21 protein-coding genes are annotated in these 18582 nt (G+C 72.1%); 12 read left to right on the forward strand and 9 right to left on the reverse strand.

The genetic code is table 11. The features are described 5' to 3' along the window. Positions 1-16 precede the first annotated feature (16 nt). From ABZ444_RS01070 to ABZ444_RS01080, 3 genes are all read right to left on the reverse strand, one after another. Complete coding sequence (locus ABZ444_RS01070) at positions 17-1114, reverse strand: putative sulfate exporter family transporter (protein ID WP_357990870.1); 1098 nt, start codon at positions 1112-1114, stop codon at positions 17-19. Then, positions 1114-1248 carry a hypothetical protein gene (locus tag ABZ444_RS01075; protein ID WP_352330037.1) on the reverse strand — a complete coding sequence of 45 codons (135 nt, stop codon included), beginning with the start codon at positions 1246-1248 and terminating at the stop codon, positions 1114-1116. The genes ABZ444_RS01070 and ABZ444_RS01075 overlap by 1 nt, the downstream gene beginning before the upstream one ends. Before the next feature lie 129 nt (positions 1249-1377). Continuing rightward, positions 1378-2274: a TauD/TfdA family dioxygenase gene (locus tag ABZ444_RS01080; protein ID WP_357990873.1), complete on the reverse strand. Its 897-nt coding sequence runs from the start codon at positions 2272-2274 to the stop codon at positions 1378-1380. 120 nt (positions 2275-2394) lie between these two features. Here ABZ444_RS01080 and ABZ444_RS01085 point away from each other — a divergent pair, with 120 nt between their 5' ends. From ABZ444_RS01085 to ABZ444_RS01125, 9 genes are all read left to right on the forward strand, one after another. Beyond that, complete coding sequence (locus ABZ444_RS01085) at positions 2395-3534, forward strand: LLM class flavin-dependent oxidoreductase (protein WP_357990876.1); 1140 nt, start codon at positions 2395-2397, stop codon at positions 3532-3534. Further along, positions 3521-4393 (forward strand): amino acid ABC transporter permease, encoded by an 873-nt coding sequence (locus tag ABZ444_RS01090; RefSeq protein ID WP_357990879.1) that lies wholly within the window; start codon positions 3521-3523, stop codon positions 4391-4393. The genes ABZ444_RS01085 and ABZ444_RS01090 overlap by 14 nt, the downstream gene beginning before the upstream one ends. Next, on the forward strand, positions 4390-5145 hold the full coding sequence (locus ABZ444_RS01095; protein ID WP_357970605.1) for an amino acid ABC transporter ATP-binding protein: 756 nt from the start codon (positions 4390-4392) through the stop codon (positions 5143-5145). The genes ABZ444_RS01090 and ABZ444_RS01095 overlap by 4 nt, the downstream gene beginning before the upstream one ends. Before the next feature lie 14 nt (positions 5146-5159). Continuing rightward, positions 5160-6131, forward strand: a complete 972-nt coding sequence (locus tag ABZ444_RS01100; protein WP_357990882.1) for an ABC transporter substrate-binding protein — start codon at positions 5160-5162, stop codon at positions 6129-6131. After that, positions 6128-6592, forward strand: coding sequence for a GNAT family N-acetyltransferase (locus ABZ444_RS01105; protein ID WP_357970610.1), 465 nt, complete (start codon positions 6128-6130; stop codon positions 6590-6592). The genes ABZ444_RS01100 and ABZ444_RS01105 overlap by 4 nt, the downstream gene beginning before the upstream one ends. A gap of 83 nt (positions 6593-6675) precedes the next feature. Then, on the forward strand, positions 6676-7740 hold the full coding sequence (locus tag ABZ444_RS01110) for an ABC transporter substrate-binding protein (protein ID WP_357990885.1): 1065 nt from the start codon (positions 6676-6678) through the stop codon (positions 7738-7740). A 12-nt stretch (positions 7741-7752) separates the two neighbouring features. Continuing rightward, positions 7753-8559 carry an ABC transporter ATP-binding protein gene (locus ABZ444_RS01115; protein ID WP_357990888.1) on the forward strand — a complete coding sequence of 269 codons (807 nt, stop codon included), beginning with the start codon at positions 7753-7755 and terminating at the stop codon, positions 8557-8559. After that, complete coding sequence (locus ABZ444_RS01120; RefSeq protein WP_357990891.1) at positions 8556-9419, forward strand: ABC transporter permease; 864 nt, start codon at positions 8556-8558, stop codon at positions 9417-9419. The genes ABZ444_RS01115 and ABZ444_RS01120 overlap by 4 nt, the downstream gene beginning before the upstream one ends. 13 nt (positions 9420-9432) lie before the next feature. Then, complete coding sequence (locus ABZ444_RS01125; RefSeq protein ID WP_357990894.1) at positions 9433-9843, forward strand: Rrf2 family transcriptional regulator; 411 nt, start codon at positions 9433-9435, stop codon at positions 9841-9843. Positions 9844-9868: 25 nt separating this feature from the next. On the opposite strand, the gene ABZ444_RS01130 is transcribed toward ABZ444_RS01125, so the two are convergent. Then, positions 9869-10516, reverse strand: a complete 648-nt coding sequence (locus ABZ444_RS01130) for a response regulator transcription factor (protein ID WP_357990897.1) — start codon at positions 10514-10516, stop codon at positions 9869-9871. Further along, positions 10513-11685, reverse strand: a complete 1173-nt coding sequence (locus tag ABZ444_RS01135) for a histidine kinase (protein WP_357990900.1) — start codon at positions 11683-11685, stop codon at positions 10513-10515. The genes ABZ444_RS01130 and ABZ444_RS01135 overlap by 4 nt, the downstream gene beginning before the upstream one ends. Before the next feature lie 117 nt (positions 11686-11802). Between ABZ444_RS01135 and ABZ444_RS01140 the strand changes: the two genes are divergently transcribed. The 3 genes from ABZ444_RS01140 to ABZ444_RS01150 all read left to right on the forward strand — a co-directional run bounded on the left by ABZ444_RS01140 (position 11803) and on the right by ABZ444_RS01150 (position 14543). After that, positions 11803-12837: a DUF418 domain-containing protein gene (locus ABZ444_RS01140; protein ID WP_357990902.1), complete on the forward strand. Its 1035-nt coding sequence runs from the start codon at positions 11803-11805 to the stop codon at positions 12835-12837. 81 nt (positions 12838-12918) lie between these two features. Beyond that, positions 12919-13428 carry a SigE family RNA polymerase sigma factor gene (locus ABZ444_RS01145; RefSeq protein ID WP_357990905.1) on the forward strand — a complete coding sequence of 170 codons (510 nt, stop codon included), beginning with the start codon at positions 12919-12921 and terminating at the stop codon, positions 13426-13428. Then, positions 13425-14543 carry a hypothetical protein gene (locus tag ABZ444_RS01150; protein WP_357990908.1) on the forward strand — a complete coding sequence of 373 codons (1119 nt, stop codon included), beginning with the start codon at positions 13425-13427 and terminating at the stop codon, positions 14541-14543. Before ABZ444_RS01145 ends, ABZ444_RS01150 begins: the two co-directional genes overlap by 4 nt. Here the strand turns inward: ABZ444_RS01150 and ABZ444_RS01155 are convergent. The 4 genes from ABZ444_RS01155 to ABZ444_RS01170 are packed head-to-tail and all read right to left on the reverse strand — an operon-like array spanning position 14538 to position 18455. Next, positions 14538-15380: a TIM barrel protein gene (locus ABZ444_RS01155; RefSeq protein WP_357990911.1), complete on the reverse strand. Its 843-nt coding sequence runs from the start codon at positions 15378-15380 to the stop codon at positions 14538-14540. The genes ABZ444_RS01150 and ABZ444_RS01155 overlap by 6 nt on opposite strands. Positions 15381-15385: 5 nt before the next feature. Then, the gene (locus ABZ444_RS01160; protein ID WP_357990914.1) at positions 15386-16222 is read right to left on the reverse strand and encodes a carbohydrate ABC transporter permease; all 837 of its coding nucleotides are present in this window, start codon (positions 16220-16222) and stop codon (positions 15386-15388) included. Beyond that, the gene (locus tag ABZ444_RS01165; protein WP_357990916.1) at positions 16216-17103 is read right to left on the reverse strand and encodes a sugar ABC transporter permease; all 888 of its coding nucleotides are present in this window, start codon (positions 17101-17103) and stop codon (positions 16216-16218) included. The genes ABZ444_RS01160 and ABZ444_RS01165 overlap by 7 nt, the downstream gene beginning before the upstream one ends. A 29-nt stretch (positions 17104-17132) precedes the next feature. Next, positions 17133-18455 carry an extracellular solute-binding protein gene (locus tag ABZ444_RS01170; RefSeq protein WP_357990919.1) on the reverse strand — a complete coding sequence of 441 codons (1323 nt, stop codon included), beginning with the start codon at positions 18453-18455 and terminating at the stop codon, positions 17133-17135. Positions 18456-18582 lie beyond the last annotated feature (127 nt).

Consider the following 18582-nt stretch of genomic DNA (forward strand, 5'->3'; position numbering starts at 1 on the left):
TCGGCCGGCCGCCCGGTCAGCCGGTGGTGAAGCCGGAGAACAGGGCCAGGGCCAGGGCCAGGGCGACGACCACGTTCACCACCGTCGCGGCGGCGAACACGGCGACCGGCCGCCACCCGGCCGCACGCAGCGCCGCCACCCGGAACTCCAGCCCGATGCTGACGAACGCCAGGATCAGGAACCAGGTCCGCAGATCGTTGGCGACCCCGACGACCGCCTTGCCCTCGCCCGCGGGGACCGTCGTGAGCCACCAGGTGGCGATCACGGACGCGGCGACGAACCCGAGCACGAACTTCGGGAAGCGCCGCCACAACTCCGCCGCCCCCGGCCGCTCCGCGTCCGCCCGCCGCTCGACCCGGAAGGCGAACCAGGCGGTCAGCGCGACCACGACGACGCCGATGAGCGCGTTCTGGGTGACCTTGACGATCGTGGCGATGGCCAGGGCGTCCTCGCCCGCGATCGTGCCGGCGGCGGTGACGGCGGCGGTGGTGTCGATGTTGCCGCCGATCCAGGCCCCCGCCACCTCGGGAGGGAGCCCGAACGCCGAGGCCAGGGCGGGCAGGACGAAGATCGACGGCAGCGCGAACGCGATCACCAGGCTCGCGCTGTAGGCCAGCTGCTCCTTCCTGGCCTGGACGGCCCCCGCCGCCGCGATGGCCGCGCTGACCCCGCAGATGGACACGGCCGACGACAGCAGCGCGCGCAGCCGGTCGTCGAGCCCGAGCCGCCCGCCGAGCCACCAGGTGAACAGGAACACCGTGCTGATCAGCACGATCGCCTGGAGCACGGCCGGCCCGGCGGCGGTCACGATCACCTTGAGGTTGATGGAGGCGCCGAGCAGCACCAGGCCGGTCTTGATGAAGAACTCGGTGCGGAACCCGCCGGCCAGCCGCTCCCGCAGCCCGGCTGCGGTCAGCAGCGCGTTGCCGAGCAGCCCGAGGGCGATCGCGTAGATCGGGAACTCGACGGCCTTGGCGAGCCCGGAGTCAGGGAACCAGCCGGGCACGCCCTTCTCCAGGAACCGGGTCGCGGCGGCCAGCACGAGGACGACCAGGACGCCGAGCGCCGCCCCTCGCCAGGTCGCGCGGTCGGCGGTGACGGTCTCGGCGCTCATCAGGGCACCAGCCCGACGGGGATGACGCCGGTGAGGACGAGGACGAGCAGGACCAGGCCGACGGCCGTGGCGGCCCAGTCCTCGTTGATCGCGACGCGGCTCTCGCGTCCGGTGGGGGATTCGCCGGTGCTCATGGGCGTGCCTTTCAGGTGGGGGATGGGAGGTGCGGGCGGGGCCCAGCCAACCCCGCCCGCACTGGCTTCGGCCGATCCGCGAGGCCCCGGCCACGGCGACGTTCGTGGCCGGGGCAGCCCCGGGGAGGGTCAGGCGGCGATCGGCGAGTAGGTCGCGGCGTCACCGCTCAGCGCGGTGCTGGGCCGGCCGTCCACGCCCACCGGCACGTCCCCGGCGATCGTGACCCGGTGCAGGCGGCGGGGACGGTCGCCGAAGTCGTGCACCACGCGGTGCTGGGTGGCCCGGTTGTCCCAGATCGCCACGTCACCGGGCGACCACCGCCAGCGGACGGTGTTCTCCATCTCGGTGACGTGCTCCTGGACCAGCCGGATGATCGAGCCGGAGGCGTGCCCCGACAGGCCGCTCAGCCGCTTGGCGAAGTCGCCGAGCAGGATCGACCGCTCGCCGGTCTCCGGGTGCACGCGCACGACCGGGTGCTCGGTCTCGAACAGGGTGGCGGCGAACACCTCGGCGTGCTCGCGGGCGCGCTCGTCGATCGTGGCCGTGCGGACGTAGTCGTACTGGTTGGTGTGCACGGCGCGCAGCCGGTCGAGCAGGTCGCGCAGCTCGGCGGGCAGGTTCTCGTACGCGCTGACGGTGTTGGCCCACAACGTGTCGCCGCCCGCCTCCGGCACGACGACCGCGCGCAGCACCGAGGCCAGCGGCGGCCGGTCCACGAAGGTCACGTCGGTGTGCCAGCGGTCGACCTTGTGGCCGTTGCTGTAGTCGAGGTCCAGGATGTGGGCGTTGCCGTGCAGCGCGGGCACGGTGGGATGGGCGGCGGTCGGCTCGCCGAGCAGCCGGGCGAAGCCGACCTGGCTCTGCTCGTCGAGGTGCTCCTGACCGCGCAGGAAGATCACTTTGTGGGTGAGGAGGGCCTGGCGGAGCTCGGCCACGACGTCGGGGTGCAGGTCGGGCGCGAGCCGCACACCGGTGATCTCGGCTCCTACACGGCCGGCGACGGGGGTGATGGTCAGGGATGGCATGGTGTCCTTCCTTCCGTACGCCTCCACCGTAGATAAAAACCAACTAAATTGGTAGGGCTTGACGGAATAAGATCGCCGTGCTGGGGTGAAAGGCGTTCACGACGCCAGAAAGGCCGCGACATGCCTGTGGAGTTCCTCGGTATCGGTGGCACCAACGACGGCTCGGAGACCTCGCCCCGCTCGGGCCCCTCCTTCGACAAGCAGTACACGCTCCGGCTCGCGCGGGCCCACCAGGAGCACGGCTGGGACCGGGTGCTGTTCGCCTACGGCTCCGGCTCGCCCGACCCGGCCCAGGTGGCCGCGTACGTCGCCGGCCGGGTCGAGGACCTGGGGATCCTGCTGGCCCACCGGCCGAACGTGTCGTACCCGACGTACGCGCTCAAGACCTTCGCCACGCTCGACCAGATCAGCGACGGCCGCCTGACCGTGCACTTCATCACCGGCGGCAACGACCACGAGCAGGGCAGGGAGGGGGACGTCCTGACCAAGGACGAGCGGTACGCCAGGACCAGGGAGTACATCCGGATCGTCAAGAAGGGGTGGACCTCCAGGGAGCCGTTCGACCACGAGGGCGCCCACTACTCCTTCCGGGACTTCGTCTCCGACGTCTTCCCGGTCCAGCGGCCGCGGCCCCAGGTCTCCTTCGGCGGCTCGTCGCCCGCGGCGTACGCGGCCGGCGGGGCCGAGGCCGACGTCTACTGCCTGTGGGGCGAGCCGCTGGCCGAGACCGCGCAGCAGATCGCCTCGGTCAAGGAGGCGGCCCGCGCGGCCGGGCGGGCCGACGTGCCGCGCATCCAGGTGGCCTTCCGGCCGATCATCGCGCCCACCGAGGAGCTGGCCTGGGAGAAGGCGCACCGGATCCTGGGCGAACTGCGGCAGGCCGGGGCGAACCCGCGGCGGCGTCCCGGGGGCCCGCCGCAGAACGCCGGGTCGCTGCGGCTGCTGGAGGTGGCCGCCAGGGGAGAGCGGCACGACCGCGCCCTGTGGACGCCCACCGCGGCGGCCACCGGCGCCGCCGGCAACTCCACCGCCCTGGTCGGCACCCCGGAGACGGTGGCGCGGGCCCTGCTCGACTACCACGACCTGGGCGTGGAGATCCTCTCGGCGCGCGGCTACGCGATCCTGGACGACGCCGTCGACTTCGGCCGGCACGTCATCCCGCTCGTCCGCGCGGAAGTGGCCCGGCGCGACGCCGCCCGCGCGGGGGCCGCGCGTCAGGGGCGTGACGACGACGTGCGTGCGGGCCATGGCGCTGCATGACACGGCCGAGGCCGTGCCCGCCGCCGGGCGGGAGGAGCCCGCGCCGAAGGTCGTGACCGCCCGCCGACCGTCCCGGACGGTGGCCGCGCTCGGCGTGCTGGTGCTGCTGGCGATGGCGGCCAACGCCCTGGTCACCAACCCCGCCTGGGAGTGGGACGTCGTCGGCATGTACCTGTTCGCGCCCTCGGTCCTGCGCTCGGTGCTGCTCACGCTGGAGCTGACCGGGCTGGGTATCGGGCTCGGATTCGCGCTCGGCACCCTGCTCGCCCTCATGCGCCTGTCGGCCAACCGGCTGCTGGCCTCGGTGGCCTGGGGGTACGTGTGGCTGTTCCGCTCGGTGCCGCTGATCCTGCAACTGCTGTTCTGGTACAACCTGGCGCTGCTGTACCCGAGGTTGTCGTTCGGGGTGCCGTTCGGGCCCGCCTTCTTCGACGTCGGCACGATGGACCTGATCGGGCCGGTCACCGCCGCCGCGCTCGGGCTCGCGCTGCACCAGGCGGCCTACGCCGCCGAGATCGTCCGCGGCGGTCTGCTGTCGGTCGATCCGGGGCAGCGCCTGGCCGCGGCGGCGCTGGGCGTGCCGAGGGCCCGCCGGTTCTTCCGGATCATCCTGCCGCAGGCCATGCGGACGATCGTGCCGAACGCCGGCAACGAGATCGTCAGCCTGGTCAAGGGCACCTCGGTGGTCTACATCATGGCCCTGCCCGAGCTGTTCTACCAGGTGCAGGTGATCTACAACCGCAACGGCAGGGTGATGGCGCTGCTGCTGGTCGCGACCGTCTGGTACCTCGTCCTGACGACCACGCTCTCGGTCGGCCAGCACTTCCTGGAGCGCCACTACGGCAGGGGCCGCTCATGATGGTGGAACTGGCCGGCGTGCACAAGAGCTTCGGCGCGCTGCACGTGCTCAAGGGCATCGACCTGCGCGTACGTCAGGGCGAGGTGGCGGTGGTGCTCGGGCCGTCCGGCTCGGGCAAGTCCACCCTGCTCCGCGTGATCAACCACCTGGAGAAGGTGGAACGCGGGACGGTCACCGTCGACGGCGAGCTGCTGGGCTACCGGCGCGCCGGCGACCACCTGTACGAGCTGCCCGAACGCGAGATCCTCCGCCAGCGCACCAGCATCGGCTTCGTCTTCCAGAACTTCAACCTCTTCCCGCACCTCACCGTCAGCCAGAACATCGCCGAGGCCCCGCTGTCGGCCCAGCGCCGGCCGCCCGCCGAGGTGGCCGCGCTGACCGCCCGCCTGCTCGACCGGGTCGGGCTGGCCGGCAAGGCCGCGGCCTACCCGCGCACGCTCTCCGGCGGCCAGCAGCAGCGCGTCGCCATCGCCAGGGCGCTGGCCCTGGAGCCCAAGGTGGTGCTGTTCGACGAGCCCACCTCCGCCCTCGACCCGGAGCTCGTCGGCGAGGTCCTGGAGGTCATGAAGGACCTGGCCCGCAGCGGCACGACCATGATCGTCGTCACGCACGAGATCGGCTTCGCCCGGGAGGTGGCCGACACCGTCGTGTTCATGGACGAGGGCCGCATCGTCGAGCGCGGCCCGGCCGCACAGGTCCTCGACGCCCCGCGCCACGAGCGCACCCGCGCTTTCCTCGGCAAGGTCCTCTGATCACAAGGAACCCCATGCGTCTCACCGCCGTGCCCGCACTCCTGCTGATCCTGTCCGCCACCGTCACCGCCTGCGCGGCCGAACCCGCGCTCGTCCCCAGAACCGGCGAGGGGGCCGCGGTCGCCGGCCGCGCCATCGACACCGGCCCCGACCAGAAGCGGGTGCGCACCGGCAAGGTGGCGAGCATCGCCGCCCGGGTGCCCGCCGAGATCGCGCGGGACGGCCGGCTCACCGTCGGCTTCAGCGTCCAGAGCTCGCCGCCGCTGGTCTTCCCGGCCAGTGACGACGTCACGCTGATCGGCGTGGAGACCGACCTCGCCCAGCTCGTGGCGGACGTGCTCGGCCTGGAGCTGGAGCCGGAGAGCTCCTCCTGGGAGAACCTGTTCCTGGGGGCCAGGTCCGGCAAGTACGAGGCCGTGTTCAACAACGTCACCGTCACCGAGGAGCGCAAGGACGTCTACGACTTCGCGACGTACCGGATCGACCAGCTCGCCTGGCAGGTTCCCGGCTCCAGCCCGATCAGGAGGATCTCCGGGCCCGCCGACGTGGCCGGGCTGCGGGTCTCGGTCGGCTCGGGCACCAACCAGGAGAAGATCCTGCTCGACTGGGACGCCCGGAACCGGAAGGCCGGCCTGAGACCGGTCGAGATCCTCTACTACCAGAAGTACGGCGACGTGCTGCTCGCCCTGAAGTCGGGGCGCGTGCAGGCGTACTTCGGCCCGAACCCGACCATCGCCTACAACGTCGCGGTCAGCGGCGGCTCCAGGATCGTGGGCACCGCCTCGGGCGCCGGGCCGGGCCTGCAGGGGCTCATCGCGGCGATGACGAAGAAGGGCAACGGCCTGGTCGGGCCGGTGCACGACGCGCTGGCCACGGTGATCGGGAACGGGACGTACCGGCAGGTGCTCGACCGGTGGGGGCTGGGCAACGAGGCGGTCCCCGAGTCCAGGGTCAACCCGCCGGGCCTGCCGAGGCAGAGCGGTTGAGCGCGCCCGCCTTCGAGGTCCGCCTGGTCGCGCCGGACGATCCCGCCGTCCGGCCGCTGCTGGCGGACCTCGCGCTGGAGTACACCAGCCGGTACGGCGCCAACGACGAGCTGAACCGGTACCCGGCCGAGGAGTTCACGCCGCCGGACGGGGCCTTCCTCGTCCTGGTGGTGGGCGGCGAGACCGTGGCGGGCGGGGCGTTCCGCCGCTACGACGCCGACACGGCCGAGCTCAAGCGGGTGTGGACGCATCCCGGCCACCGCAGGCGCGGCCTCGGCGCGGTCGTCGTACGGGAGCTGGAACGCGAGGCCGCCCGCCGCGGCTACCTGCGCATCCACCTGACCACCGGGCCCCGCCAGCCCGAGGCCGTCGCCCTGTACCTGGCCGGCGGCTACACCCCGCGCTTCGACCCGGACGACCGTCCGGCACGCGGCCCGCTGCCTTTCGTGAAGAGTCTGTGACCCAGCGTGGGATTGACGAGCGCCCTCTCTTCCTCCTATAAACACTCTAAAGCCACTAAATAAGTGGGAAATAGGGAGAAGAGATGAACGCTCGCAGGGTTCGCGTATCGGTGGCCACCCTGGCCGCCCTGGCGCTCACGACCATGGCGGCCGCCTGTGGGGGCAGCGGCAGCCCTGCGGACAGCGGCGCGAAGAGCGGGGGAGCCGGCACCACGCAGGTGCGTCTGGGCTTCTTCCCCAACATCACCCACGCCACCGCCCTGGTCGGCGTGGAGAAGGGCATCTACGCCAAGCACCTCGGCACCGCGCCGAAGACCAGCACGTTCAACGCCGGCCCGGCGGCGATCGAGGCAGTGTTCTCCGGCGCCATCGACGCCACCTACGTCGGCCCCAACCCGGCCATCAACGCCTGGTCGAAGTCGAAGGGCCAGGCCATCAAGATCGTCGCCGGCGCGGCGTCCGGCGGCGTGTTCCTCGTGGTCAAGCCCGGGATCAACTCGGTGGAGGACCTCAAGGGCAAGAAGATCGCCACTCCGCAGCTCGGCAACACCCAGGACGTCGCGCTGCGCTACTGGCTGACCGAGAAGGGCATCAAGACCGACACCAAGGGCGGCGGCGAGGTCTCGATCGTGCCCCAGGAGAACTCCCAGACCATCCAGACCTTCGCCACCGGCGACATCGACGGCGCCTGGGTGCCCGAGCCGTTCGCCAGCCGCCTGATCAAGGAGAGCGGCGGCAAGGTGCTGATCGACGAGCGCGACCTGTGGCCGGACAAGCAGTTCGTGATCACCCACCTCATCGTCCGCCAGGAGTGGGCCAAGGAGCACCCCGACCTGCTCAAGAAGCTGATCGAGGCGCACGTCGAGGCCAACGACGTCATCGCGAAGGACCCGGCCGGCGCCGCGCAGACCGCCAACGCCGCCCTGCAGAAGCTGACCGGCAAGGCGCTCAAGCCCGAGGTGCTGGACAGCGCGTTCAAGAACATCACCTTCACCAACGACCCGATCGCCTCGTCGCTGGTGGGCAGCGCCGAGCACGCGACCAAGGTCGGCCTCCTCGACCCGGTCGACCTGAACGGCATCTACGACCTCAAGGTCCTCAACGAGGTCCTCGCCGCCAAGGGCCAGCAGGCCATCTCCGACAAGTAGGAGGCGCACGCGATGTCCGCTCCGCTCACGGAGCAGGTCACCGGCCGGGTCGACGGGCAGAGCCCCGCGATCCGGCTGGAGGCCGTCTCCAAGCTCTACGGTCAGGGCCGGACGGCCCTGCAAGCCCTCGACCAGGTCTCGCTGTCGGTGGCGCCCGGCGAGTTCGTCTGCCTGCTCGGCGCGTCCGGCTGCGGCAAGAGCACGCTGCTGTCGCTGGTCGCCGGGCTCGACCGGCCCACGGCCGGCCGGATCGACGTGGACGACGACCGCGTCGCGCTCATGTTCCAGGAACCCGCGCTGTTCCCCTGGCTGACCGTCTCGGCCAACGTCGAGATGGCGCTGCGCGCCAAGGGCGTGAGCAAGCGGGAACGCCGGGACCGGGCCGCCGAGTTCCTCGACATCGTCCACCTGGGCGGGTTCGGCAGGAAACGGCCGCACGAGCTGTCCGGCGGCATGCGCCAGCGCGTCGCCCTGGCCAGGGCGCTCGCCCAGGACGCCGACGTGCTGCTGATGGACGAGCCCTTCGGCGCCCTGGACGCCATGACCCGCGACCTGCTGCACGACGAGCTCGAACGCATCTGGCGGGAACGCGCCCTGTCGGTCCTGTTCGTCACCCACAACGTGCGCGAGGCCGTCCGGCTCGGCGACCGGGTCGTGCTGCTGTCCAGCCGGCCGGGGCGGCTGGTCGAGGACTTCCCCGTCGCGCTGCCGCGGCCCCGCCGTACCGACTCGGGTGAGGTGGCCGAGCTGGCGGGGGAGATCACCGGCCGCCTCCGCCAGGAGGTCCTGCGCCACGCCCGTCAGGAGGAGCCCGCATGACGACGACGGACACCCACGCCCAGCAGCTGGCCGGGCTCGACGCGCTGGAGCTGGGCACCGGCCACCGCGCCGGCCTGGCCTCCCGGCTGTGGGCGGGGTTGTGGCCGATCGCCACGGCCGTGCTCATCGTGCTGGCCGTCTGGCAGGCCGTGGTGTGGGCGGGCTGGTGGCCCGAGTACGTCTTCGCCGGGCCGGTCACCACGCTCGCCGAGCTCGGGCACCGGCTCGGCGACCCCGAGTTCTACACCGCGCTGACGGTCACCATGCGCCGCGCGGTCACCGGGTTCGCCCTGGCGATCGCCGCCGGGCTGGTCGTCGGCGCGCTGGTCTCGCGCATCGGGCCGCTGCGCCGCGCCACGGGCTCGCTGATCACCGGGCTCCAGACGATGCCGTCCATCGCCTGGTTCCCGCTGGCCATCCTGCTGTTCGGGCTGTCGGAGAGCGCGATCCTGTTCGTGGTGGTGCTGGGCGCGGCGCCGTCCATCGCCAATGGCCTGATCACCGGGGTGGACTACACGCCGCCGATCCTGCTGCGCGCCGGGCACATGCTCGGCTTCCGCCGGATCGCGCTCTACCGGCACGTCATCCTGCCGGCCTCGCTGCCGTCGTTCCTGGCCGGGCTCAAGCAGGGCTGGGCGTTCGCCTGGCGCTCATTGATGGCCGGTGAGCTGCTGGTCATCATCGCCAACCAGGCCTCGCTGGGCGAGCAGCTCCACTACGCCCGCGAGCTGGCCGACTCGCCCGGCCTGCTCGCCACCATGATCGTCATCCTGGTCATCGGCATCGTGGTGGACCGCGTCTTCGGCGTGGCGGACGACGCGCTGCGCCGCCGCTGGGGCCTGCACCAGGTGAGCACCTGAGCAGTAGACGGCCATGCGGATCTCCGCCAGAACCCAGTACGCCCTGCGCGCCGCGGCCGAGCTGGCCGCAGCGCCGCCGGGCCCCATGCCCGCCGAGAAGATCGCCACGGCCCAGGGCATCCCCCGCAAGTTCCTCGACAACATCCTGCTGCAGCTGCGCCGGGCGGGCCTGCTGCACAGCCAGCGCGGCCCCGACGGCGGTTACTGGCTGGCCAGGCCCGCCGGCGAGATCACCCTCGCCGACATCGTGCTGATCGTCGAAGGCGTCTCCGAGGGCGGCGACCACGGCGGTTATCCCGGTGTGGCCAGCCCGCTCGCCGAGGTGTGGAGCGCGCTGCGCGACCACGAGGAGATGATGCTGGCCGACATCACGCTGGCCGACATCGCCCGCGCGAGCGTGCGGCTGGGCGGCGAGTCGCGCTGAGGGACGTCCTCCGGCCCGCGGCTAGCTAGCCCGCCACCCCGTTCTCCCAGGCCCACGCGATGATCTCGACCCGGTTGCGTACGCCCAGCTTGTCCAGGATGGCCGAGATGTGGCCTTTCACGGTGCTCAGCGAGATGTGCAGGGCGGCGGCGATCTCCTGGTTGGTGCGTCCGGCGGCCACGGCGCGCACCACGTCGGTCTCCCGCTCCGACAGCGGGTGCACCGCTCCCGTCGCGCGCGGCGCCCGCCTGGCCAGGCGGCCCAGCAGGCGCGGCGTGATCGACGGCGAGATCAGGGCGTCCCCCGTGCTGGCCGCCCGTACGGCCTCGGCGAGCAGGGCCGGGCCGGCGTCCTTCAGCACGAACCCGGCCGCGCCGCAGCGCAGCGCGTCGTAGACGTACTCGTCCAGGTCGAAGGTGGTGACCACGACCACCGGCAGCGGGTCGGGCACGCCGGCGCCGGCCAGGGCGCGGGTGACCGCGATGCCGTCCATGCCGGGCATGAGGATGTCCACCAGGCAGACGTCGGGGCGTACCCGCCGGGCCAGCTCCACGGCCTCCGCGCCGTCCCGGGCCTCGGCCACCACGCGGATGTCGGGCTGGTCCTCCAGGATCAGCCGCAGGCCCCGGCGGACCATCGCCTGGTCGTCGGCCAGCAGCACGCCGATCGTCAACGCCGCCCCCCGACTGGCCCCGTGAGTGGCCCCGTGAGTGGCCCCGTGAGTGGCAGGGTGGCGTGGACCGTCCAGCCGCCCTCCGGCCGGGGGCCGGCGCGCAGGGTGCCGTCGAGGGCCTCGACGCGTTCGCGCATGCCGAGCAGGCCGTAGCCGCCGCGGCTCCGGGACGGCGGCGCGGGCGGCGCGTCGTCGGCGACCTCGACCACGACCGCGCCGTCCCGCCCGGTGACCTCGACGGTGACCGCGCGGGCGCGGGCCGCGTGGCGGGCGACGTTCGTCAGCGACTCCTGGACGATCCGGTAGACGGTGCTGGTCACCTCCGGCGGCCAGCCCTCCGTCTCGCCGGGGGCGCGCAGGGTCACGGGCGGGCCGTCGAAGCCGCCGACCAGGTCGGTGAGCCGGCCGGGCGGTCCCGGCACGTCGTCGGCGGCCTCGCGCAGCAGGCCCACGACGCGGCGCAGCGCGGCCAGGGCTCCGGTGCCGGCGTCCTCGATGTCCTCCAGCGACTCCTCCAGCGGGCCTGACCCCCTGCGGGCCAGCAGCCGGGCGGCCTGGGCCTGCAGGACGATGCCGGTCAGGTGGTGGGCGGCCACGTCGTGCAGCTCCCTGGCGAGCCTGCGGCGCTCGTCGTGACGGACGCGCTCGGCGGCCGACAGGCTGCGCGCCGCCAGCAGCCGCAGGCCGCCGCCGACGCCCAGGGCGGCCAGCCAGCCGACCACGTTGAGCCCCACCACGGCCCCGCTGTGCGCCCCGGGCACGCTCGCGGCGGCGACCGCGAGCCCACCGGCCGCGACGGCGCAGGCCGGCCGCGCGGGAAGCGTCCTGACCGCCGACCCGACCAGCACGGACAGGCCCAGCGCCATGGCCGGTCCGGGCTCGTTCGGCAGCTCGGCCCACGAGGCGACCAGGACGGCCACGGCCGCCACCGCCAGCCCGCCCGCGGCCGTCCACATCGGGGCCAGGCGGCGCGCCAGGGCCAGCGCGCACACCGCCGCGCCCGCCGCGCAGTCGAACACCCAGTAGCCGCCGCCCCAGCTGCCGGCGATCAGGCCGGCCCAGAAGACCAGCACGGCGACGGCCGTCACCGCCAGCGCGGCCTGCGCCGTCACGGCCGCGGCCCGCCGCCCGCCGGGCCAGGCGAGCTCCGGCCGGTTCCGCACGTTCACACACCCAGGCTAGGAGGCGGGCCCGCCCGGCACACCGGCCGAAAGTACGGTCGCCCCGGCCCGAACCCTGCTTTCGACCCTCCCCGCGCCCCGCCGCCCGTCGCAGGATGAGGCCCCATGCCCTATGACGACCCGCGGCCCGCCCGCGCCCTGCCCCAGGACAAGACCCCGCCCGCCGCCCCCGGGCGGTCGCGCATCATCGCGCTCGACGTCGTGCGCGGGTTCGCCCTGTGCGGGATCCTGCTCGCCAACGTCCAGCCGATCTCGCACCTCGGCACCGACCCGGTCACCGCGCAGCAGGCGACGCTCGACGACACCGCCCGCTGGCTGGGCCTGCTCGTCGAGCAGCGCTTCTTCCCGATCTTCTCGCTGCTGTTCGGCGTCGGCTTCTCGCTGCTGCTCGACTCCGCCGCCGCCCGCGTGCCCCATCCGCGGGCGTTGCTGCTGCGCCGGCTCCTCCTGCTGGCCTGCATGGGCCTGGTGCACATGTTCCTGCTGTGGCGCGGCGACATCCTGACCGTCTACGCGGTCGTCGGCCTGGTGGTGCTGCTGCCCTCGACGTGGTTGCCGCGCTGGGCCGTGGCCGGGCTCGCCGCCGTGCTCGTCGTCGCGGCGCTGGTCGCCTTCGGGGGCGGCACGATGCTGGTGCCCGGCCTGTTCCTGCTGGGCTCGGCCCTCACCAGGTACGGCGTGATCGACCGGATCGAGAGCTCCACCCGCGTCCCGGCGCTGCTGGCGCTGGGCTTCGCCGTGGCCACCGTCCCGGCACTCACGTGGCAGGCGGGAACCACGGCAACCCCCCTGCCGATGGCCACGTCCGGGCTGCTCATGGCCGGTCTGTACGTGTGCGTCCTGCTCGTCCTGCTCAGGACCCCGCTGCGCCCGGTGTTGCGGGCCGTCTTCGCCCCGCTGGGCCGCATGGCGCTGACCAACTACCTGAGCGCCACCGCCCTGGTCCTGGTCCTCGGCAAGGTGGCCGGCGGCCCGCCGGAGGGCTGGACGCTGAGCACGATCGTGGGGATCGCCGCCGTCATCCTGGCTCTGCAGTGGGTGTGGTCGACCCTCTGGCTGCGCCGGTACCGCTTCGGCCCGCTGGAGTGGTTGTGGCGCTGGGCCACCTGGGGCCGCCGTCCGGCCCGGCGGGCCCGGTGAGGCCGTAGGGAATTCTGGTACGGACCTGCAACCCTCCGCCCGGCCGGCCGCGTTGGGAACGGGCGAAGGGAGATCACCACATTGGACGCTCATGACGGCTTCCGCGAGTTCGTCATCGCCCGGCAACAGGCGCTGATGCGGACCGCCTACCTGCTCGTGGGCGACCCTCACCAGGCCGAGGACCTGCTCCAGAGCGTGCTGGTCAAGGTCGTCAAGCACTGGCACAAGCTGGCCCGGGACGGCAACCCCGAGGCGTACACGCGTAAGGCGCTGGTCAACCAGTACATCTCGTGGCGGCGCCGGCCGAACCCCGAGCTGCCCAGCGCCGATCCGCCCGAGCGCGCGGTCACCTACGACGAGGACGTGCTCGACCGGATCGTGCTGCGCCAGGCGCTGGACAAGCTGACGCGCAAGCAGCGCGCGGTGATCGTCCTGCGCTTCTGGGAGGACCTCACCGAGGCCCAGACCGCCGACGCGCTCGGCTGCGCGGTCGGCACGGTGAAGAGCCAGACCCATCACGCGCTGGCGCGCCTGCGCGCGCTGGCCCCCGACCTCGTGGATTCGCGAACCGCTCAGGAGGCGGCCCGATGACCAGACTGCGTGACGCACTGAACGGCATCGCCGAGGAGGCACCCCCGGTGAACCTGGCCGACCTGGCGGTGGCGGGGTACCGGCGCAGACGCCGGGCCTCGGCGACGCTGGCGGCCGCCGCGACGATCGCGGTGCTGGCCGGGGTGACGGCGACCGTGCTGGTGGTTCCCAGGCAGGCGCAGTCCGCCGCGCCGCAGGCGGCGGCCGTGCCCGTGCTGCCCGCGGGGAAGGTGGGGACGCTCAGCCACGCCTACAGGGAGAGCTGCCTGCCTCCCGAGGGCGAGAGCGCGAAGCCCGGCTGCCTGGACGGCGAATGGCGGGTGGTCACCGGCGACGGCAGGACGTACCGGGTGCCCCAGGCGCTCGGGACGACCGCCCGGAACGACCGCGTGCCGGTCGCCGTCAGCCGCGACGGGCGCATGTTCGCCTACTACGACAAAGACGCGGGGGCGCACGTCGTCCGCGACATGGTGACCGGCGCGGAGACGGTCTCCGCCGCGAAGGTCAAGGAGGAACGCCTCGGCATGGGCTCCATGCTGGTGGTCTCCGACGACGGCCGCCATCTGGCGTTCGACCCGCGCGAGGGCAGCAAGAACCCCGGCCTGCTGATCGACGTGCGGACCGGCAGGACGGTGTCCGTCCCCGGCGTGTACGAGCCGGTCGCCATCAAGGACGGCGTCGCCGAGCTGGTCCGCTACCGCAGGACCGACCTGCTGTTCATGCCGGTCACCGGCGGCGGCAGGCCGGTGCGCTTCGACGGCGTCTTCATCATGTTCAGCGAGCTCGCCCCGGACGGCCGCACGGTGGTCGCCTTCGAGTTCCCGCCCGGCAAGAGGGCCCAGCCGGAGTACATCACCGGCAGGCTCACCGTGCTCGACACCAAGACAGGCCGCGCCCTGCGGAAGGTCTCCGTGAAGGGCCTGCCGAAGGGGGCGGGCATCGACGACGCCACGATCTGGCAGAGCCCGTCGGAGGTCACGCTCGCCGTCGTGGCCGGGAAGGAGACCCGGGCCTACGCGGTGGACGTCCGCACCGGCAGGGCCAGGCTGGTGGCCAGGTATCCCGGCCCGCTCAAGGGACAGCTGGCCATGCCCGGAGCCGCCGGCGGGCTATGAGGCTCCCGGGAGCGCTGCCCGTACGGAGGCCAGGCAGCGCTCCACCACGGGACGCGGGTCGAAGGCGTAGTCCCCGGCCCCGAACAGCTCGAACGTCATCGCCCCCCGGTAGCCCCTGCGGTCCAGCGCCGCCAGGTAGTCCGCGAGCGGCAGCTCGCCGTCCCCCCAGGCCAGGTGCCCGGTGGGGGAGCCGTCGATCAGGTGCACGTGCCTGACCCGGTCGCCGAGGGCGTCGAAGTAGTCGTCCACGCTCTCCCCGGCCGCCGCCATGGCGACGGTGTCCAGCACCGCGCCGAGGTTCGGGGCGCCCACCTCGTCGATCATGCGGGCCAGCGTGGGCGCGTCGTTGACCAGGTTGGACTCCACCCGCTGCAACGCCTCCAGCACGCACGACACGCCGAGCGTCCCGGCGTACCCGCAGATCTCGCCGATCGCGTCGGCCGAGCGCCGCCAGGCGCCGGCGACCGGCTCGTCCTCGAAGCCCCGGCCCGGGGTCAGCAGCAGCAGCTCGGCCCCCAGCTCGGCGGCCAGTTCGGCGGCCCGCCGGAACATCGCCACGCTCCCGGCCCGCAGCCGGCTGTCCGGCGAGGCCAGGTTGACGGGGTAGGCCACCTGCTCGGGCGTCAGGCAGCGGACGGTGAGCCCCCGCCGGGCGGCGCGCCGGCGGATCGCCCGCGCCTCGGCGTCGCTCAGCCACGGCACGTGCAGCTGCGGCGCGACGCCCCACAACTCCAGGTGCTCGCGCCCGAGCGCGGCGGCGTCGTCGAGGAAACGGTCGAGGGGCAGGTGCTGGTAGGCGAAGTTCGAACCGGTGATCTGGCGCAGTGACAAGGACATCTGGCTCACTTCCCGACCCCGTCGGCGAGGCCCTTGACGATGTAGCGCTGGCCGAGGAAGAACAGCAGCACCACGGGCAGCGCCGCGATCACCATCCCGGCGAAGACGACGGGGAAGTCCGTGCCGTGCTTGCTCATCAGGCCGGTCAGGCCGACCGGCAGCGTCTGCACGCCGGCGCCGCTGGTGAAGACCATCGCGAACAGGTACTCGTTCCAGGCGAACAGGATGTGCAGCAGCACGGTCGAGGTGAGGATCGGCTTGCACATCGGCAGGATGATCCGCCAGAACGCGGTCCAGCGGCCGCACCCGTCCATCTCGGCGGCCTCGTCCACCTCGCGCGGCAGGTCGATCATGTACGCCCGGATGAGGAACGTCGTGAACGGGATCCGGAATGCGGTGTAGAGGATCAGCAGCGCCCAGAAGCTGTTGTACAACCCCATGGCCTGGAACATCTTGACCAGCGGCACGAGCGCCACGGTCGGCGCGAGCATGAGCCCGCCCAGGATGCCCATCGTGACGAACCGGTTGAACGGGATGTTCACCCGGGTCAGCCCGTAGGCCGCCCACGCGCTGACGAACACGGTGGCGACCGTGGAGGTGAGCGTGACCAGCACGCTCGTCGTCAGGTAGTCGCTCACCCCCCGGTTCCACGCCTTCTGGTAGTTCTCGAAGCTCCAGCTCGACGGCAGCGCGAACGGGTTGCCGAACAGCTCGCTGTTGGACTTGAACCCGTTGAGCACCATCCACAGCAGGGGATAGAGCACGACCACCGCGAGGCAGAGCAGGAACGCCCAGAGGAACACGCGCGCGATCACGCCGAGAAAGCCGCGGCGACTCACCATTCCACCCTTCTCTTACGGGTGACCCACATCTGTCCCACGGCGATGCCGAGCGTGATGACGAAGATCACCGTCGCGATGGCGGCGGCGTAGCCGAAGTTGTTGCGCACGAAGCCACTGCGGTAGAGCCAGGTGCCCAGGACCTGGCTGGAGTTGTCGGGGCCGCCGCTGGTCATCACCATGACCTCGTTGAACACCTGGAAGGCGCCCGAGACGGTGACCATCATCATCAGCCCGGTCATCTCGCGCACGAGCGGCACGGTCACGTGGAAGAACCGCCGGACCGGCCCGGTGCCGTCGATGGCGGCGGCGCCGTAGATCTCGCGCGGGATGCGCTGGATCGCGACCGCGAACAGCAGCGTCGAGTAGCCGAAGCCCTGCCACTGGCTCATCGCGATGATCGCCGACATGGCGGTGCTCTCCTGGCCCAGCCACGCCTGGGCCAGGCCGTCCAGGCCGATCGCCCTGAGCAGGTGGTTGAGCGGGCCCAGGTTGGGCTCGTAGATGAAGTAGAAGAGCAGCCCGGCGACGGTCATCGAGATCGCCGACGGGATGAAGTACACCGCCCGCAGGCCGCGCTGCCACCGCTCACTGCGCACGCCCTCGATCAGCGCGGCCAGCAGCAGCGCGCCGAACACCTGGAAGACGATCGAGACCACCGCGTACAGGACGTTGTTGCCCAGCGAGGACCAGAAGACCGGGTCGTCGATCAGCCTGCGGTAGTTGTCGAGCCCGACGTACTCCTGGGTGCCGCTGTAGATGTCCCACTTGAGGGTGCTGAACTGGAAGTTCTGCACCAGCGGCAGGTAGACGAACACCACGACCAGCGCGAGCGCGGGAGCCACCCACGCCAGGCCGAGCGCCCGTTGACGTATGGCACGCACCGGCATGCCCTCCCTCCGGCCCGCCCGGCCTACTTCGCCGACTCCGACGCCTCGCGGACGCTCGCCAGCACCTTGTCGGGGGTCGAGCCGCCGCTGATCAGCGCCTCGCCGCCGGCCAGCCAGGCGTCGGCGACCTCGGGCACGGTGACGGTGTCGAGCCACGCGGCCAGTCGCGGCGCCTTGTTGACCTGCTCCATGCCCTCGTAGACGGCCTTGCTGGAGGTCTCGGGGCTGACCGCGCCGACGACCGTGCTGGGCTGCCCGTACGGGGGCGCCGACAGGGTCTTGGCGTTCTGCGTGGAGGTCACGAACTTCATGAAGTCGACGGCCAGCGCGGCCCGCGGCGACCTGGCGTTGATCAGGTAGCCCTCGGGAGCGCCCTCGACGGTCTTGGGGTCGCCGGCCGCGTTCTGGGGGACCGGGAGCTGGAAGATGCCGAAGTCGTCCGGCTTGAGGCCGTTCTTGTCGGTGGCGTTGTCGAACTCCAGGACCTCCTGGTAGTACATGGCCGCCTTGCCGTCGTGGAAGGCCTGCTGCGCCGAGCTGTAGAGCACGCCGTTGGTGCCCTTGCCGGTGTCGGTGCAGGTGTCGACCAGGGTCTTGAACCGGTTGAGCGCGGTCACGTAGCCCGGGTGGTCGAGCTTGGCCGTCTTCGGGCTGAAGTCGGCCTGCAGGACGTCGGCCGGCACGTCGTAGGCGAAGAGCTGCTGGAGGTAGTGCAGGGCGGGCCAGCCGTCCTTGTTGCCGAAGGCGACCGGCTCGTAGCCCGCCTTGCGCAGCGCCGCGCAGCTCCCGACCAGTTCCTCGAACGTGCCGGGCACCTTGACGCCGGCCTTGTCGAAGGCGGTCTTGTTGTAGCCCATGAACTTGCCGTTGCCGTACAGCGGGATGCCGTAGTACTTGCCGTCGTAGGCGAAGGCCGACAGCGAGCCGGGGCTGAACGTCCTGCCCCACTCGGTGTCCGGGCCGATCACCTTGCTCAGGTCGGCGGCCCGGCCGCCGCGCACGAAGTTCTCCGCCCAGTTGCCGCTCCAGGTGAAGAAGACGTCGGGCAGCGCGTCGGAGGCGGTCAGCGTCTTGGTCTTGTCCTTGATGCTCTGGTCGGTCTCCTGGATGAGCTCGACCTTCACGCCCGGGTGCTGCTTCTGGTACGCCGCGGCCAGGTCCTCGAAGTACGGCTGCAGCGGGTCGCCGGCGAACTTGGTGAGGATGCTCAGCGTGCCGGAGAAGTCGGGCGTGGCGGACAGGTCGGCTGCGGGGGCCTTGGCCGCTCCGTCGCCGCCGCCGGAACAGCCGGCCAGGGCGAGCGTCCCGAGGAGCGCCGCGAACGACGTCATTGCGCGAGGGCGCATGGGCTTCCTTTCTCTCGGAGGGAGAGGGGGACCTGCCGGTCCGCGGTGGGGGTGTTGGCTGACTGTACAGATGAACTGATACCGGTACCAGACCACAAAGCAAGATTTTCTTTCCAGGCGGCTGCCG

Source organism: Nonomuraea sp. NPDC005730 (assembly GCF_040630865.1).
Lineage (GTDB): Bacteria > Actinomycetota > Actinomycetes > Streptosporangiales > Streptosporangiaceae > Nonomuraea.